Origin of the sequence: Methylobacterium sp. CCH7-A2 (genome assembly GCF_001557075.1) — a bacterium.
Classification (GTDB): domain Bacteria; phylum Pseudomonadota; class Alphaproteobacteria; order Rhizobiales; family Beijerinckiaceae; genus Allobosea; species Allobosea massiliensis.
Genome location: NZ_LSKN01000143.1, coordinates 1 through 16706, shown reverse-complemented (window position 1 = coordinate 16706; position 16706 = coordinate 1). Strand labels below are relative to the sequence as shown.

Below are 16706 nucleotides of genomic sequence, written 5' to 3'. Positions count from 1 at the left end.
AGAAGCCTTGAATCAATCCGCGTGTCTCAGGTCAAGCTTTGTCCACGAGGCCTAGCAGCAAACTGAGCATCGATAGCCGTCAGAAGATCGTCCAATACGCGATCACGCGCGGATGGTTTCAGTAGTACGGCGGCACTGGTCGGCCGGCTTATCTGGTCAAATGGAGGCGGCATCTTCTCAATTGCCGTAACGCCGCATCGCGGGAGCCGGCTGCCGTAAGCGTTCTTCCACTATGCCGTTGAAAGCGGCAAAATTTTGCCAGACCTGTCAGGGATTTTCCCGACAAAGCCTGCGCGGTGACCATCTACGATTTGATGTGAATAAACATTTTGCAAGGCTTAGAATCATCTTGTCATGTATTCTATCTCGCTTAATAATCTATTAATGAATGCTCAACGAGTTGGGTGATGCAATGAGCCGGCCCCTTGACTCGCAGGAATTGTCGCCTCCCTTCGCTCTATCCCTTCGATCCAAGAGGGCTGACCACGATACTCCGCAGTTTGCAATAAAGAGAGGTTTCGACTTTACGGCAGGATTGGTCTTGCTGTTTTTGCTCGCGCCGCTGATGCTGCTGATCATTGTGCTGATCAGGGCCGGAGACGGCGGTCCGGCATTCTATCGGCAAACCCGGATCGGCCGAGGCGGCAGGGCCTTCCGCTGCTGGAAGTTCCGCACGATGGCGTGCAATTCGGACGAGGCGCTCCGGCAGATTCTGGCATCCGATCCGACCGCGGCGCGAGAATGGGCCGAGAACCAGAAGTTGACCCATGACCCTCGGGTCACGCCGGTCGGTGTTTTCCTGCGGCGATCCAGCTTGGACGAACTCCCGCAACTCTTCAACATCGTTGTGGGTGACATGAGCTTCGTTGGACCGCGCCCCATCGTGGCAGCCGAACGCGAGCGCTATGGGGAGGCTTTCAGTCACTGCTTTTCGGTTCCGCCGGGATTGACAGGGCTCTGGCAGGTCAGCGGCCGCAGCGACTGCTCCTACGCGACGCGTATTTCGCTCGACAGCCAGTATGTCTCGGAATGGCATCTTCTGCTCGACGCCAAGATCCTGATGCGGACGGTGCCTGCGGTGCTGACGCAAAAGGGCAGCCGTTAGCTGCCGCCCCGATGTCCAGCGCATCGGACAATCGACGCCCAGACCAGATGAGTTCCACGGAGTCACCCGGGCCATGAAAATCGCGATTGTCCATTACTGGCTTGTCGGCATGCGCGGCGGCGAAAAGGTGATCGAGGCGCTCTGCCGGATGTATCCGGAAGCGGATGTCTTCACTCATGTCTACGTGCCCGAGGCCGTCTCGGAAGAGATCCGGCGCAACAAGGTGACGACCAGTTTCATTGGCCGGCTTCCGCGTGCCGCCAAACTCTACCAACGCTATCTGCCGTTGATGCCATTGGCGCTGGAGCAGCTCGATCTGCGTGGCTACGACCTCATCATCTCCAGCGAATCCGGACCGGCCAAGGGCATCATCCCACCACCGGGGGCGATGCATATCTGCTACTGCCACTCGCCGATGCGTTACATCTGGAACATGTTCCACGAATACAGAGAGCGTTCCGGACCGATCACGCGCTTCGTCATGCCGGCGCTAGCCCATTACATTCGCAATTGGGATAGCATCTCCGCGAGCCGCGTCGACCACTTCATTGCCAATTCGGAAACTGTCGCCGCCCGGCTGCACCGATACTACCGTCGGGCGTCGACAGTGATTCATCCGCCGGTCGATGTTGATGCCTTCGAGGTGCTGCCCGCCGAGCTTGTCGAAGATTACTGCCTGATGGTTGGCGAACTCGTTGGCTACAAGCGGCCGGAGCTCGCGGTCGAGGCGTTCAACCGAACCGGTCAGCGGCTTGTGGTGATCGGTGGCGGCGAAATGCTCGCCGAGCTGCGCCGGATTGCCAAGCCGAACGTGACCGTGCTCGGTCCCCAGCCCTTCGACGTGCTGCGCCACCACTATGCGCGTTGCCGCGCTCTCATCTTCCCTGGCGAAGAAGATTTCGGAATCGTGCCGGTCGAGGCCATGGCGAGCGGGCGGCCGGTCATCGCCTTTCGCCGTGGCGGCGCCACCGAAACGGTCCTGGATGGCGTGAGCGGCGTCTTCTTTGACGAGCAATCTGTCGACGCGCTCATCGCCGCCGAGGAGCGGGCGCGCGGGATCGCCTGGGCCCCCCATGAAATCGCGGCCTATGCCCGAAAATTTTCGACAGCCGTGTTCGAGAAGCAGATGGCGCTTCACGTCAGCCAGTTGCTCAAGCCTCTCGCCGGCACGATCTCGATGGTCACACCGGGAGCGCGGCCACGGCCGGCACTGGTCCAGAGCCTCGGGTGATCACAGGCGATCGATAGCGAGATCGGGGAAGCCTTGATGCAGACGATCTACCAGAGCGAAGCCTATGCCGACCTGAATCCGACCTGGCACGAGGAGGACTCCCCGTGGAAAGCCCGTCAGATCGAGGCGATCCTGCGCAAGAACGCGATTTCGTTCGACAAGGCCTGCGAAGTGGGCTGCGGAACCGGAGAGATTTTGTTCAATCTGGCGAAGGCATATCCGGCGATCCGTTTTCACGGCTACGAGATCTCGCCGCACGCCTATCAGCGCGCCAAGTACAAGGAGACCGACAAGGTCGAATTTTTCTTCGGTGACTTTGCCGCGGTGGGCGCAGCGGATTACGACCTGCTCGTGATTGCTGACGTCATCGAGCATGTCGAGGACTACATCGCCTTCATCAAATCGCTGCGCGGCAAGGGCCGCTACAAGGTCTTCCACATCCCGCTTGACCTCTCGGTACAATCGCTGTTGCGCGGCTGGCCGATCGCCAATCTGCGCAAGAATGTTGGCCACCTGCACTACTTCTTCAAGGAAACCGCTCTCGCGACGCTGGCGGATTGCGGTTACAGGGTCATCGACCACGCCTATACGGCGAGCCGGCTGGAACTGCCCAATCAGGCGCTTAGCAGCCGACTGATGCGCTTGCCACGCCGTCTGTGCTTTTCGCTCGCGCCGGATCTGAGCGTCCGGGTGCTGGGCGGCTACTCGCTGCTCGTGTTGGCCGAATGAGTGTCGCGGCCGATCGCAGATGTCGGCGAGCCGTGCTGCCCCAACGAAGGTGGGGGGGATGCGCGCCATGAGCATCGAGCCGATCGGCGCGCTAACCGTCCTCGCCGGGCTGATCTGTCTCTGGCTTGGTACGGGAGCGCTCGTTCACGGGCTGGCCATCACGGCGGTTCTGGGTGCCGCCGCAGCTTTGTTTATCGGAGGCGCGAACGTGCTGCCCGGCCATCTGATGGTCGCCTTCCTGGCTTTCGGGGTGCTGAGCCGCCGCCGCGAGTCCGTCGCCGTGATCAAGGCCTTGCATCCCAATGAGCCGGGCTTCTGGTTTGCCTGTCTGGTCGCCTATGGCGTCGCGAGCGCCATCCTGATGCCGCGTGTTCTGGCGGGCGTCACCCCGATTATCCCCCTCGGCACATCCGTCTTCGAAGATACCGGGTCGACCGTGCCACTGACGCCGGTTTCCAGCAATCTGACCCAGAGCGTCCATCTTTGTGCGACCCTGCTGTGCCTGTTGACGTTGACCGCAGTCGCCTCGACGCGTCAGGGCTTCACGGTCGTCCTCAGTGCGATCCTTGCATATTGCGTCGCCAACCTGGCTTTCGCCCTGATCGACGTGGCGACCTATCTCACGGGCACGCAGGAGTTACTGAGCTTCATCCGCAATGCCCGCTACACGCTGCACACCGACTCTGAGGTGGCGGGCATGAAGCGGATCGTCGGCTCCTATACGGAGACCTCGGTCTTCGCCCGTTCGACACTTGGCGTGTTCGGCTTCACCGGCACCTTGTGGCTCTACGGCGTCCAGCGGGCGTTGACCGGTTCGCTCGCGGCATTTTCGTTCGTCCTGATCGTGCTGTCGACCTCGTCGACCGGGCTCGTCGGCGCGCCAATCATGCTGCTCCTGCTCTACGCCACCGCCTTGGTCAGCCTCGTTCAGGGTCGGGCTGGGGGCCATGCGGGGCTGTTTGCGTTTTATGCGCCGGTCATCGGTCTGGCGGTCGTCCTGCTGCTCCTGCTCAATCCCGAGGCCACGGCGGAAGTCCGCAGCTATGTCGATCTCGTGGTGCTGAACAAGGCGGAATCCGATTCCGGTGTCGAGCGCAGTTCCTGGAATGTCGTGTCCTTCCAGAATTTCCTCGATAGCTGGGGGCTGGGTGTTGGGCTCGGCACCACCCGCGCCTCGAGCTTTGCCGTCGCGCTGCTTGCGTCGGTGGGCATTCCGGGTGCGCTGTTTTTCGCCATCTTCGCGCTGGAGTGCTTCCTGCGCCCGCGGGGCTCCATCGGCAGCCTCGAAGCCGATGCGGCCGTCGCCGCACGAAACGGTTATGCCGGGCTGCTGCTCGGCGACCTGCTCGTCAGTCCCGTCATTGACCAGGGCCTGCTGTTTTGCATGTTTGCCGCGTTGTCCATCGCGGCCAGGCCGCGCCGCGGTGAAGTCCGTGCCGTCCCCCCTATCCCCGCCGGAGCGAGGCTATGAGCAGCGCGCCCTTTTTTGCGGTGAACGGGCGCTTCCTGTCCCAGGATATCACGGGCGTACAGCGCTATGCGCGCAACGTCGTCGCCGCGCTCGATGCCACACTATCCGAGGCGGGACGTCGCGCGATGCTGATTGCGCCGCAGCGCGCAGATGTCTTGACGCTGCAAGCGATCGATCACGTTTCAGCCGGGCGGTTGATGGGACATGGCTGGGAGCAGATCGAGTTGCCCCGGCTCAGTCCCGGCCCATTGCTGAATCTCTGCAACACCGCGCCGGCGCTGAAGCGCGAGCAGATCGTCTGCATCCACGACGCCAACGCCTTCACAAACCCGGAGAGCTACAGCCGAAGCTTTCGAACCGCCTACCGGACGTTGCAGCCGCTCCTGGCTCGGCGCAGCGCCCGCATCTCGACGGTCTCCCAGGCCTCCGCTCGGCAACTCGCACGCCATTTGCCGATCCGCGCCGGCAACATTGCAGTCCTGCCCAACGGCCACGAGCACGCGCTCGCTTGGAACCCGGCCAAGGCGAAGCTGGCTCCAGCGCTGTTGGCGGATCGCGCCAACAGCGAGCGGCCCTTTGTCCTCGCCTTGGGGTCGCGTGCGCGTCACAAGAATCTCGCGCTCGTCGTCACGATCGCCCCCCGGCTGGCCGAACTCGGCGTCGACGTCATCGTCGCCGGCGGTGGGGCGGATATCTTCGCCGATGAGGACCTCGCGCGTGCCGGCAATGTCTGCATGGCCGGACGAGTCGGCGACGACGACCTGGCCTATCTGCTCGATCGGGCGCTCTGCCTGGTGTTTCCCTCCTGGACGGAGGGATTCGGTCTGCCGATCCTCGAGGCGATGGCGCGTGGGTGCCCGGTCGTCTCATCCGATCGCGCCAGCATGCCGGAAGTGTGTGGCGGGGCGGCGTTGCTCGCCTCGCCGTCTGATCCGGCTGCCTGGACGACCCACATCGCGGCGCTGGCCGGGTCGGCCGCCTTGCGCGACGATCTGATCGGGAGGGGCAAGACGCGCCTGCCCTTGTTCTCATGGCGCAGGACAGCAGAAGGCTATCTCGATCTGGCGATCTCGCCACAGTCACGCCGCTCCGCAGCGCAGGTCACGGCAATCCCGGCACCCGCCCCCCGCATCGCCGCCGTCATTGCCACTCGCGGTCGACCGGAGGTGGTGACGGAGACGGTGCTGCATCTCCTCGCACATCAGCGACTGAGACCCGACAGCGTTATCGTCTCATGCGTTCACGCAGCTGATGCCGGCGGACTGCAGGGGCGCAACGACGTCCTCGTCCTGACCGGACCCGCCGGGCTCGCGGCCCAGCGGAACACGGCGCTCGCGCACTTGCCGCCGGGGACCGAAATCGTCGCCTTCTTCGACGACGACTTCATCGCCCACAAGGATTGGCTCGCTGCCGCGGCGCGTTGCTTCCGCGACGATGCCGGCATCGATGCGTTCACGGGCCGGGTTCTCGCCGATGGTGTCACCGGCCCCGGCATCCCGCTTGCCGAGGCCATGACAATGGTCGTGGCGCCGTCCGAAGACGATTGGTCGTGGATTGAGCCCTACAGCCCGTACGGGTGCAACATGGCCTTCCGCGTTTCAAGTATCGCCGGCCTGCGCTTCGATGAGCGGCTCGTGCTTTACGGCTGGCTGGAGGATCGCGACTTCGGAGGCGCGCTGGCCCGAAGAGGCGGACGACTGGTCAAATCCGCCGAGGCGATCGGCGTCCATATGGGCGTCAAGGGCGGGCGCATGGCCGGCGAACGCTTTGGCTACTCGCAGATCGTCAACCCGCTCTACATGCTTCGCAAAGGTACGATGACGATCGGCCAGGTCGGAGATCATCTCTTCCGAAACATCTCGAGCAACCTCTTCCGCTCACTGCGGCCGGAGCCGTTCATCGATCGCCGGGGGCGCCTGCGGGGCAACATTCTCGGTGTCGCAGACATCTTGCGCGGCCGCCTGCAGCCGGAACGCGCCGCCGATCTACAGCCCAGGGAGAGATTTAAATGATGCTGGGTAAACCCGGCGTGACGGGCGCACCTTTCCGGGTCATGCCCCTGGCCGATCAGAGAGCGCAGCTGGCCGGCGATGGGCCGATCGCGCTGTTGCGCATGATCGGCGCCGCCGCAGCGGACCACAAGATCACGATCGCCGTCTGGCTGGCGCTCTGTCTCGCCGCCGGCTTCGCCTATGTCCGCATGACACCGCCAACCTACACCGCCGCGGCCACCCTGCTGCTCGAGCCGCGCCGGCAGGTCCTGAGCGCGACGCGAGAGGTGGCCGCTCCTCCGTCGCTGGACCTGAACCACGCCGACAGCGAGTTGCAGGTCATCCGATCGGAGCGGCTGCTGCGCAGCGTCTTCGATGCACTCGCCCTGAGCGGGCATCCCGAATTCGGTCTCGCCGAACCCGGCCCGCTGCGGGCACTCTCCGCCCGTATTTCCGCTATGCTCGCAGGCGCCCTGCCTGCGGCCTTGCCGTTGCAGCGCCCGACGGGCTCGCCCACGCAGATCGATCCGCGGCGCAGTGCTTTCGACAACTTCGTTCGTCGCTTCTCGGCACGGCGCGTAGGCCAGTCTTACGTCCTCGAGATTTCCTACGCATCGGCCGATCCCGAACTGCCAGCCCGCGTCGCTAACGCCGCCGCGTCGGCCTATCTCCTGCAGTCGGTCGCCTTCAAGGCCGACTCCGCCCGCAGCGGCGCCGAGTTTCTGCAGGGCAGGCTTGATGCGCTCGCCAGCCAGGTCGAGGCAGCCGGTATAGCCGTCGGCAGCGGCGCGCTGCCGGCTCGGCCTATTCCGGACGCCGACGCGCGGATCATCGGCGCGGCTCAGACACCGCTGGGCCCATCGGCTCCACGCGCCAGTCTGATCATGGCGTTCGCCGGCGTCTTCGGCCTCCTCGGTGGCTTGTTCGTTGCTGCGATCGCGTCGGCCTTCAACCGCCGCGTCCGCGGTCCGCAGGACCTCCAGCGCGAAACGGGCCTGTCCTGCATCGCGGTCGTCCCGGAGGTCCGCGGCCGGCGCAGGCTGCTGCCGGCCGCCAGCCCCGGAGAAGCGATGCTGATGACGCGCGATCGCGCCGGCTCATTCGCGACGGCGATACGCGATCTGGCGACGGCGATCGAGATCGGCTGGGGCGCGAGCCGCTCGGAGGGCCGCCCCGTCGTCGCGATCGGCTCGTGGCAGGGCGGCGCAGGTGCCACGCTGCTGACGATGAATCTCGCACAGTTGCTGACTCACCGTGGGCGGAGGGTCAGCGTTTTCAGCGCCAATGCTTCTCCCGCCCCCGGCAACAATGGCGATTATTCTTTGACATCATTGGCCGATGTGATCGCCTCGAACACGAAATCGGTGCAAGCCGCCTTCACAACGGTCAACGGCGTGCATCTGCTGCCGCTCCATTCGACCAGCACTCAGCTGAACCGCATCGTCGACTTTTGTGATCCGCGTGCAGCGCTGGTCTTCGCCCAGGCAAAACAGCGCGGCGACGTCCTGATCGACCTTCCGTCAATCGGATCATCTTCCGAGGCGATGGCGCTCGCGACCCATGCCGACATCGTCATCCTCGTCGCCGCCGAAGGCGTCACACGGTTCGATGAGTTGAACGATGCGCTCGTCCGCCTGCAGCGTGCGGGCAGCAGGGTTATGGGCGCCGTCATCAACCGCAGCAGGTCGTGATGCTCAACAAGGTCCTTAAGAAGACTGCCGCGCGAGCCCTCGCGCATGCGACCGACCGCCCCGCACTGCGCAGGCTCCTGTTCAATGCCTTGCGGTTGCGCCGGTCGGAGATCATGGCGCCGCGACAACAGGATGCCATCCGTTTCCTTGGCTATGTCTTTGACCGGCTCGACAAATCCCGCTCCCAAATCCTCCAGGACCTCTGGGTCTGCTACGAACTCGGCGACCAACGCGACGGCTTCTTCGTCGAGTTCGGCGCTACGAATGGCCTGACCAACAGCAATAGCTGGCTTCTCGAAAAGCAGTTCGGCTGGAACGGCATTCTCGCCGAACCCAACCCACTCTGGCATGATGACCTCTACAGCAATCGCGGCTGCATCATCGACAAGCGCTGCGTCTTCAGCAGTTCCGGCGAAAGTCTGTCCTTCGTCGCCACCGAGGATCCCGAACTTGCCGGCATCGCCGTCACGGCCGAGCACGATCACTTCGCCGCCATCCGCCGGGCGGCTCCGTCCTTCGAGGTCGCGACGATCTCGCTCAACGATCTGCTCGAGGAGCACCGAGCCCCGGCCGTGATCGACTACATGTCGATTGACACCGAAGGCAGCGAACTCGCCATCCTCCAGGCCTTCGACTTCGAGCGCTGGCGTGTCCGGCTGCTGTCGGTGGAGCATAGCCACAGCCCGCAGGAGGCGAAGATCGACGCGCTGCTCGCCGCCAAAGGCTTTCGTCGGAAGTTCCCGGAGTATTCGCAGTGGGACGGATGGTACGTCCGCGGCGAAGGGGCGCATCAGGCAGCGCGGTCACTCAGCGTCGCCACCAGCGATCGGTGATTTCCAGCCGGCCGGCGCCGACTGTCAGCCAGACGCCGCAGGCGAGCAGACTGGCGGCGTAGAGCAGTGCGCCGCTCCCGGCGACGATCACGAATTCAGCCAGCGCAGGCAGGCTCAGTGAGGCCAGGCTTGAACGCAGCGCGAGGACCCCGCCCGCCATGACCGCGCCCGCAGCAGCGATCTTCCAGAGGTTGGTGAGCTGACTGGCCAGATCGGCGGAGATGAGCACGCCGACCTCGCGGAGATAGAGGCCCGCCATGATCGCAGCTGCGACCAGGCGCCCAGCGGCGACGCCCACGGCGCCGAAATGCAAAAATCCGATCACGACGGCGGCGGAACGAATGGCGAGATCGAAGAGATTCAAACGGAAGATCAGCTCGGGTCGGCTGAGCGCGAGACTCAGGGAATACAGGGCCTGAAAATAGGGTGTCATCATCACCGACAACGACAGCAGGCAGAGGAAGGTCTCGGCTCCTCGCCATTTCGGACCCAGCAGAACCTCGACGATCAGATCCGCTGTCAGCGCGATACCCAGGCTGCAGGGCACCGAGACGAGCATGCTGAAGCGCGCGGCTTTGAGGAAGGCGCGTCGCAGACGCTGGTCCTCGGCCTTGATCCTGGCAAAGGCGGCCATGATCGGTTGCAGCGCCGGACCGATCAGGCTCTGCGTCGGCATTACCGACAAATCGGCTGCAACCGCATAGCGTCCGAGAATCTCCTTTCCGCCCCAGAGGCCGAGAAGGATGCGGTCGAACTGCCAGGTCGCCGCAGCGACGAGTTGGGCGCCGGTGAACCAGCCGAGGAAGCCAGCGAAATCCGTCAGCCGCGACAGTGACAATGCCGGACGATATGGCGCCAGCCGGTAGGAAAGCGCGGCGCCGAAGACGGGAGCAGCGACAAAGTTGACGACGAGCGCCCAGTATCCGCCGCCGAGCAGGAGGGTCGCGAGAGCAAGGCAAAAGGCGGCGAGTTTGCCTCCGGTCTCGAGCAGGAAACTGCGGAGGAAGCCCAGGTCGCGGACGAACAGGATTAGGCCTGGACTGGCGAGTCCGCGTGCGATCGGCGCAAGTGCCAGGACCAAGATCACGGGGACGACCCGCGGATCGCCGTTGATGGCCGAGAACGGCCAGGCGACGGCCAACAGCAGCAGCGCGATCGCGACGCCGCGCAGCGCGCCCAAGGTGAAGCCGGTATTGAGATGCGTCCTGTCGACATGCGGCAGGCGGACCAAAGCCTGCGTCACGGGGATTTCTAGAACCATGTCGACGATGACGACGCAGGACATAGCGAGCGCTGTCAGCCCGAAATCCGCAGGTGTCAGGATGCGCGCCATGATCAGCAGCGTGAAGAAGTCGATGAACCGACCAAGGAAGCGCGAGGCGACCAGCCAGCCCGCGCCCTGGAACACCTTCATCGCCAGCATGGCGTTTTCGCAAGAATGCCCGCCGCCCGGTAGAGCGAAACTGGCCAGAAATCGGCATCGCCCGAAATGGCCATTCTCGAATGCGCCTCCCTCATGTGACGATCATCAGCGATGGAGACCGATCGAAAATCCGCGCAGCGCATGAAAGGCCTCTATCGCTGTGAGCAGCGGCCAGCGCAAATGGGGAAAGGCACGGACGATGGCCCCTTCACGCCAGAGCTGCGTGCGGATCGAGGTCAGGCGAGACAAAGGGCCGTCCGGCAGTTTGCCACCATCCCCGACGGCACCGGCCCGGCCGAAATCGACGGAACGCTCGCCGATCGCCAGCGCCGCGAGATCCGCCTCGGCCGGCCGAGTAACGGCCTGCCGAAGCCGCAGCCAGGCGCGGGCCGCGTCTTGCATGATCACCCTCCCGTCGCCGACGCCCTCGATGTAAGCCAAAGCTCCGGCCAGAAGCGCGTTCCCCGCGAGCAGATCGACCTTACCGAAGGCGATCTCGCCGGCATTGCAAGCGACGTCGCCGCTCAAATCCTGTTCGAAGACGCGGACCGAAGGGATGGCCGGCTCGAATAGGCTCTCGATCAATTGCCAATAGCGCAGCACCGTCGATCGTACGGCGAAGGCGCTATAGCGGTTTCGCTCGACGGCCAGCCCGACGACACGCGGGAAATGATCCTCGCTGAAGCCCTTGTAGTTGCAGCGCGCGAATTGGACCGTCTCGCAGCTGAATTCCGGGAAACCCGCCGCGAGCAGGCGCTGGGTGCTGCCGTAAAGGCCGGTGTCGCACAAGATGATGCGGCTTGCGCCACCGCTCGCCGCAACGAGATGGCGCCGGAACAGGCCGTTCTGGCGATCGATGGCGGCGGCGACCGCGTCGCCGGCCGGACTGTCGAGCAGAGCAAAGAAGCGCGCCGGCGCGAACGGCTCGTTCCAGGCTGGAGGCAGTTCATGGCTTTCGCCGCTGAGCGCGCGAGCGACATCCGCGAAGCTGTCGTCGCGAAATTCGCGACCGAGTTCATCGAGCGCCGCCGCGCTGCGGGTCATCACGGCCGCTCTGGCTGCGACCAACCGCGAAATCATGAGATTATCGCGCTTTACGGAGAAAGGTAGCTTCAGGGACGTGACCACCTGCTCGAACGCCAAGCGGATGCCGAGCCCACCGCGCGCGCAGAACAGAAGTGCCACATCGTTCCGCTTCGCGGCCTCGTCGACATAAAGCCATATCGCCAGGCAGAATTCGGCCACGATCGGCCCCAGGACCTCGCGCCCGAACGCGTAGGGCTTCTCCACGGCCGCCAGCGAGCCACCGGTCAGCGCTCGCCGCTTGCGGACCAGGCGCCCAAGTTCGCTCACGCCGCCATGGAGCCGAGATAGCCGGCGCCTTGCTTGCCGGCGCGGGACATGGAGGGTCCGCAGTCCGAGCGCCGCTGGCACGCGATGATCGGCCAGGAGGTCATCGCCGATATGCAGCGCATTCGTGGCCCTCATTCCTTCGGCGGCGAGAACCGCGTGGAAGAGCCCGCCACGTCGCTTGGTCAGGCCGAGCTCGGCGCTCGAATAAATCCGGTCGAGCAGCGGCTCCCCATGGACATGTAACACCAGCGTCTCCAGCGCCGAGGTCGGCAGCCCGATATCGCTGATCGCGATGACGCGTCGACCTTCGCTCCGGCAGTGACGCAGCAGCGCCGCCAGCGGTCGGTTCGGCCGCAGAGCTTCCTTCTCGACCGCGATCTCGATTGCGAGCCTCGTCCCGCAAAGGTCGGCCGGGAGTCCCAGCATGGCGATCTGGCGCCGGATCACGTCGGTCAGCGCGACCTCCCCGTCCTGCGCCGCCATGTTGAGCGCCCGATAGGCCAGTCGCTGCGCCTCGAGACGCGCTTCGACCAGCCAAATCTCCGAAACAGTCAGGCCTTGCTCGGCAAGCTTTCGAGCAAAGCTGCGCTCCCCCGCGACGATCCGCGCGCGCTCTGACCGCAGGGTGCGCAGCAGCAAGGTATCGAACAGGTCTGTCGACACCAGTTCGACACCGTGGAGCAGCTCCGCCTCGTTCGGATGGAAGCAGCGCGGCATGATGCGCTCCGTGCCCAGCCTCGATGATCGGGGCCGACGCGACGACGTCGGCGATCGCATGGCAGAACTTGCCTGACCCTGCTGAAGCAGGGAGCGTGCCAGTCTAAAGTGGCGAATCCAGCCACCCACGAAGCCGATCGCTCAACAAAAGCGCATTCGCCCTGCGATTGAGCAGGATGGCAGCGCCTCTGGCGACGCGTTTTGCTTTTGGCTGATCTTGCGGGAGATTAACCTGACGTCTTGCCGAGGGGTGAGGTCTGGCGATGGAAGATACGGTCCACCGGATCGACGATGCCGACCGCAGTGCGCCCGAAAGCTATGACGCGATTGTCCTCGGCGCCGGTGTGTCCGGTCTGGTCTCAGCATCCGTGCTTGCTCGGCAAGGCTGTCGCCGGATCCTCGTCGTTGACGAATACGCGCATATCGGCGGCAACCATATTGATTGGTCGTTGGGCGGCTACACCTTCGACATTGGCAGCCTGATCTTTCAGGACGACTCGCCGCTGCTGCAGCATTTCCCCGAACTGTTGCCCCGTTATGTGCAGATCAGGCCGCGCTGGGCTCGACTCAACCCGCAGCGGCTGATAACCGCCTATCCGATCTCGGTCAGGGACGACATTCTGGCAGCCGGACCGGTCGAGGTGGCTCGAATACTGGCGTCTGCGCTCTATGCGCGCGTTTTCCAGCGTCGCATGCGCAATGCTCGCGAGTTTGCGCGCCACTGGATCGGGGCGCGTCTGCTGCACCGCTCAGGCCTCGACGCCTACATGACGCGTTTTTACGGCATCGCGTCCGATCAGATCGGCATCGAGCTGGCGCGCAAGCGCATGCAGTGGATCAGCGAACACGCCTCGCTGCGCGCCTTGCTCGGCCGTTTGGCCCGGAAGAAGCCGCCGGCCCCGACCAACTGCCAGCTGGCGCGCCCTCGCGAAGGCTTCGCCTCGCTCTACGCCGGCGCCGCGGAGGTGCTGTCGGCCCGCGGCGTTGATTTCCTGACCGGCACACGGCTCGTCCGGATCGAAAAACGCGAAAGCGGCTTTGTGCTGTTCCGCGAAGAAGGGGCGGTGGTCGCCGATCGCATCGTTTCCACGATCCCGATTCCGCGCCTGCAAGCTCTCTGCAACCTGCCGGTTTCACAGGAACTCGAAACGATCACGCTGCTGGCGCTCTATTTCAGCTTCGACGGCGCCCGCGGCTTCGAAGAGGAGATCATCTACAATTTCTCGTATGACGGCGCTTGGAAGCGACTGACCATGTATTCCGACTTCTACGGTCGCGCGCTGGGACGCGAGTACTTCGGTGTCGAGGTGATCGCGAATCACATCGGGCATTCCGTCGACCGCGCCGAGGCGGATTTCCGCGCCCATGTTGCCGCGAACGGACTGTTCTCCGGTGACCTCAGGCTCGAAGGCAGCCAGTCGCTTGAGAATGCCTACCCCATTTACCGCAACGGCGCCGATGAGAGTGCGGCGGAGGCCGTCAGGGCATTGCGGGCTTTCGGGATCGAATCGCTCGGCCGCCAAGGTGGCTTCAACTACCAGCCGACAGCGCGCGTTTCGACAATCGAAGCGGAGGCGGCTCTCGGTCGCTGCGCTGCCCCGGCACGGTAAATGCAGGTCTGGGGAGCCCGCAACGCCGAGTCAGGCCCGGACAATCGGAGGCGCGAGCATCGGGATGGGTCCATGCGTATCCTCCACCTTCTGAACCATACGACCAAGTCCAACGGCCATGTGCACGCAGCGGTCGATCTCGCCTGCGAGCAGAGCAGGCTCGGTCATGCGGTCGCGATCGCCAGCGGTGGCGGCGACTTCGATGCCCTGCTCGCCAGCAACGGCGTTGAGACATTTCGGATCGACCATCATCGGAAGCCAGCCACACTGCTAAAGTCGGGCTGGGCGTTGCGCCGACTTCTACGAGGTTGGCGTGCCGACCTCGTGCATGCCCACATGATGACAAGCGCCGTGTTGGCCTGGCCGGTCTGCAAGCTCGCGGCAGTCCCGTTGGTCACGACGGTCCACAATGCCTTCGAAAAGAGTGCCATTCTCATGCGAGTGGGGACCCGCGTCATCGCGGTCAGCGCCGCGGTCGGCGCGTCCATGCAGCAACGGGGCATTCCGTCTGCAAAGCTGCGCGTGGTCCTGAACGGCACCATAGGCTCGGCGCGTCTCGCCGAACGGGAAACCCAGCCGGCCGCACTCGGCTCGCCGAGCATCCTCTTCGTCGGCGGCTTGCATCCGCGCAAGGGATTGCCCGATCTCTTCGCCGCGTTCGAACAGGTCCATCGGCGTCATCCGCACGCACACCTCTATATCGTCGGTGAAGGCCCCTATTCGGAAACCTATCGCGATATAGTCGCCGGGCTGTTCTGCCGAGACGCCGTCCATTTCGAGGGCAGCCAATGGGATCCGTTCCCCTGGATGCTGGGGGCCGACATCTTCGTTCTTCCGTCCCATGCCGACCCGGCGCCGCTCGTTCTTTCGGAAGCGCGGGAGGCGGGTTGCGCTGTCGTCGCGACGAGCGTCGACGGCATCCCTGAATTACTGGAAAAGGGGGAAGCCGGCGTATTGGTGCCGGCGCGCGATCCAGATGCCCTCGCGGTGGCGCTCTGCCAATTGATCGACGAACCGGGCGCGATCCGTGACTGGCGCGCACGCAGTCAGCGCCGGATCGATCACCTCAGGATAAGCCGCGTCGCACGGGAGACGTTCGGCGTCTACGAGGATGCAATCCGGCAGTCGGGGCGCCTAGCTGGCCCCGGAGTGTCACATTCAAACCGGACCGCCTGAGGAGCCCTCCAGCAACGGAGACAGCGATGTCATTCTTGCCATCCCGCCGGATGGTTCTCGGCGCGGCTGCCGCCTTCGCAACGGGGAACGCAGCGCAGATGATGCCGGCCCATGCGCAGCAGGACGCTCCCGACCCGACACTGGGTCGCACGCTGCTCTTCGACGAGAACTTTGCCGTCCTCGATCCCGCGATCTGGCACGCAGGCCCCAAGGCGACGACACGCGAGCCGGGCTTCTACGGTCGCTCGGCCTTCAGCCGCCGCGGCGGCGAGGAGGGTTTCGACCCCTACGCCATCGTCGCCGATCCGCTGGCCTCCGGCGGCCATGCGCTCGAGATTTCGGCCCGCTATCTCGGACGGCAGATGAACGTGCCAGCCTATTACGGCAATGGCCTCTCCGAGTATCAGTGGATTTCCGGCAATCTCCAGACCGCACGTCGGGACGGCACGATCCTCAGAGGCTGGCGCAGCGGCTATTTCGAGGCGCGGATGTGGTTTCCCGCGCATCCGCTGAGCTTTCCGGCCTTCTGGCTTCTTAACGGACGCAGCATCCTTTCCCCAAACACCAGCGTCGAATTCGACATCGTCGAGCACAAGGGTTGGGAGCGCCGCCTCTACGGGGCCTACCTGCACGAATGGGGACAGCCTGGCGAGCACCACGAGGGGATCGGGGTGGCCACCGAGGTCGATCTCACCAGCGGCTATTTCCGCTATGGCGGGTTGATCGAGGACGACCGCTGTATGCTCTATTTCGAGCGCCGGCCGATCCGCGATCCGAAAACCGGGCGCGCCGTGCAATGGCAGATCCGGCGTGCCGCAGAGCTCGATGCGCAGAACGATGTCTTCTGGCTTTTGATCACACTGGCTTTACGATCAGACGTCCCCTTTCCTCAGCCGCTCAAGCCAGAGGACCGACAGACACAGCTCAGGATCGACTACGTCCGTGTCTATGGCGTGTGAGCGGACCGTGACAACAGCCCCTTTCTCCGAGGACCAGCCATGCTCGACAACGACCGTCCCCGGATTGTCGAAGGCTCCAACTATCAAGGATCCGCGTTGGTCGAGTTTGCGGGCGGCCTTGTAGCCCAACGCGACAATTCCGGGCCCCAAGCTGGACTGACAGCACCAATATGGCGAACCCGCCTCAATCCGTATGTCTGCTTATAGGCAGAGCACCGACGTCGGATTGTGTGAAGGGTTTCGGATGCCGGCCCGTGCGAGCGGGTTCGGAATGGGCTGAGGGCCGGCGTCCGAAAAGCCTCCAGGGGAGGAAGCGGCGGCCCGGGCCGTGGGCTATTGGGATTTCGCTGGGCCGCCTGGTCGGCGGGATCGTGCGAGGCGCGGGTCGGCGGCGCGATGTTCCGACCGGGATGCCCG

The 16706-nt window shown here is 64.3% G+C and carries 12 protein-coding genes; 10 read left to right on the top strand and 2 right to left on the bottom strand.

The genetic code is table 11. The features are described from left to right. Positions 1-388 precede the first annotated feature (388 nt). The 7 genes from AX750_RS12520 to AX750_RS12490 all read left to right on the top strand — a co-directional run bounded on the left by AX750_RS12520 (position 389) and on the right by AX750_RS12490 (position 9051). On the top strand, positions 389-1105 hold the full coding sequence (locus AX750_RS12520) for a sugar transferase (RefSeq protein WP_082735108.1): 717 nt from the start codon (positions 389-391) through the stop codon (positions 1103-1105). A 73-nt stretch (positions 1106-1178) separates the two neighbouring features. Then, positions 1179-2336, top strand: coding sequence for a glycosyltransferase (locus AX750_RS12515; protein ID WP_066716058.1), 1158 nt, complete (start codon positions 1179-1181; stop codon positions 2334-2336). Positions 2337-2372: 36 nt separating this feature from the next. Beyond that, positions 2373-3065: a class I SAM-dependent methyltransferase gene (locus AX750_RS12510; protein WP_066716060.1), complete on the top strand. Its 693-nt coding sequence runs from the start codon at positions 2373-2375 to the stop codon at positions 3063-3065. Between the two features lie 67 nt (positions 3066-3132). Then, the gene (locus AX750_RS12505) at positions 3133-4536 is read left to right on the top strand and encodes a hypothetical protein (RefSeq protein ID WP_066716075.1); all 1404 of its coding nucleotides are present in this window, start codon (positions 3133-3135) and stop codon (positions 4534-4536) included. Further along, a complete protein-coding gene (locus tag AX750_RS12500) occupies positions 4533-6548 on the top strand; it encodes a glycosyltransferase (protein ID WP_066716061.1) in 2016 nt (671 codons plus the stop codon). The genes AX750_RS12505 and AX750_RS12500 overlap by 4 nt, the downstream gene beginning before the upstream one ends. Further along, entirely contained in the window at positions 6545-8218 is a 1674-nt protein-coding gene (locus AX750_RS12495; RefSeq protein ID WP_066716063.1) for a Wzz/FepE/Etk N-terminal domain-containing protein, read from the top strand. The genes AX750_RS12500 and AX750_RS12495 overlap by 4 nt, the downstream gene beginning before the upstream one ends. After that, positions 8218-9051, top strand: a complete 834-nt coding sequence (locus AX750_RS12490; RefSeq protein ID WP_066716065.1) for an FkbM family methyltransferase — start codon at positions 8218-8220, stop codon at positions 9049-9051. Before AX750_RS12495 ends, AX750_RS12490 begins: the two co-directional genes overlap by 1 nt. Here AX750_RS12490 and AX750_RS12485 read toward each other — a convergent pair. After that, on the bottom strand, positions 9026-10465 hold the full coding sequence (locus AX750_RS12485) for an oligosaccharide flippase family protein (protein ID WP_348626280.1): 1440 nt from the start codon (positions 10463-10465) through the stop codon (positions 9026-9028). The two genes, AX750_RS12490 and AX750_RS12485, sit on opposite strands and share 26 nt — an antisense overlap. A gap of 114 nt (positions 10466-10579) precedes the next feature. Next, on the bottom strand, positions 10580-12544 hold the full coding sequence (locus AX750_RS12480; RefSeq protein WP_066716069.1) for a hydrolase: 1965 nt from the start codon (positions 12542-12544) through the stop codon (positions 10580-10582). A gap of 263 nt (positions 12545-12807) precedes the next feature. Between AX750_RS12480 and AX750_RS12475 the strand changes: the two genes are divergently transcribed. From AX750_RS12475 to AX750_RS12465, 3 genes are all read left to right on the top strand, one after another. After that, on the top strand, positions 12808-14154 hold the full coding sequence (locus AX750_RS12475) for an FAD-dependent oxidoreductase (protein WP_066716070.1): 1347 nt from the start codon (positions 12808-12810) through the stop codon (positions 14152-14154). Between the two features lie 72 nt (positions 14155-14226). Beyond that, the gene (locus AX750_RS12470; protein ID WP_067254329.1) at positions 14227-15330 is read left to right on the top strand and encodes a glycosyltransferase family 4 protein; all 1104 of its coding nucleotides are present in this window, start codon (positions 14227-14229) and stop codon (positions 15328-15330) included. Positions 15331-15356: 26 nt separating this feature from the next. Continuing rightward, positions 15357-16289, top strand: a complete 933-nt coding sequence (locus AX750_RS12465) for a 1,3-beta-glucanase (protein WP_066721601.1) — start codon at positions 15357-15359, stop codon at positions 16287-16289. Positions 16290-16706 lie beyond the last annotated feature (417 nt).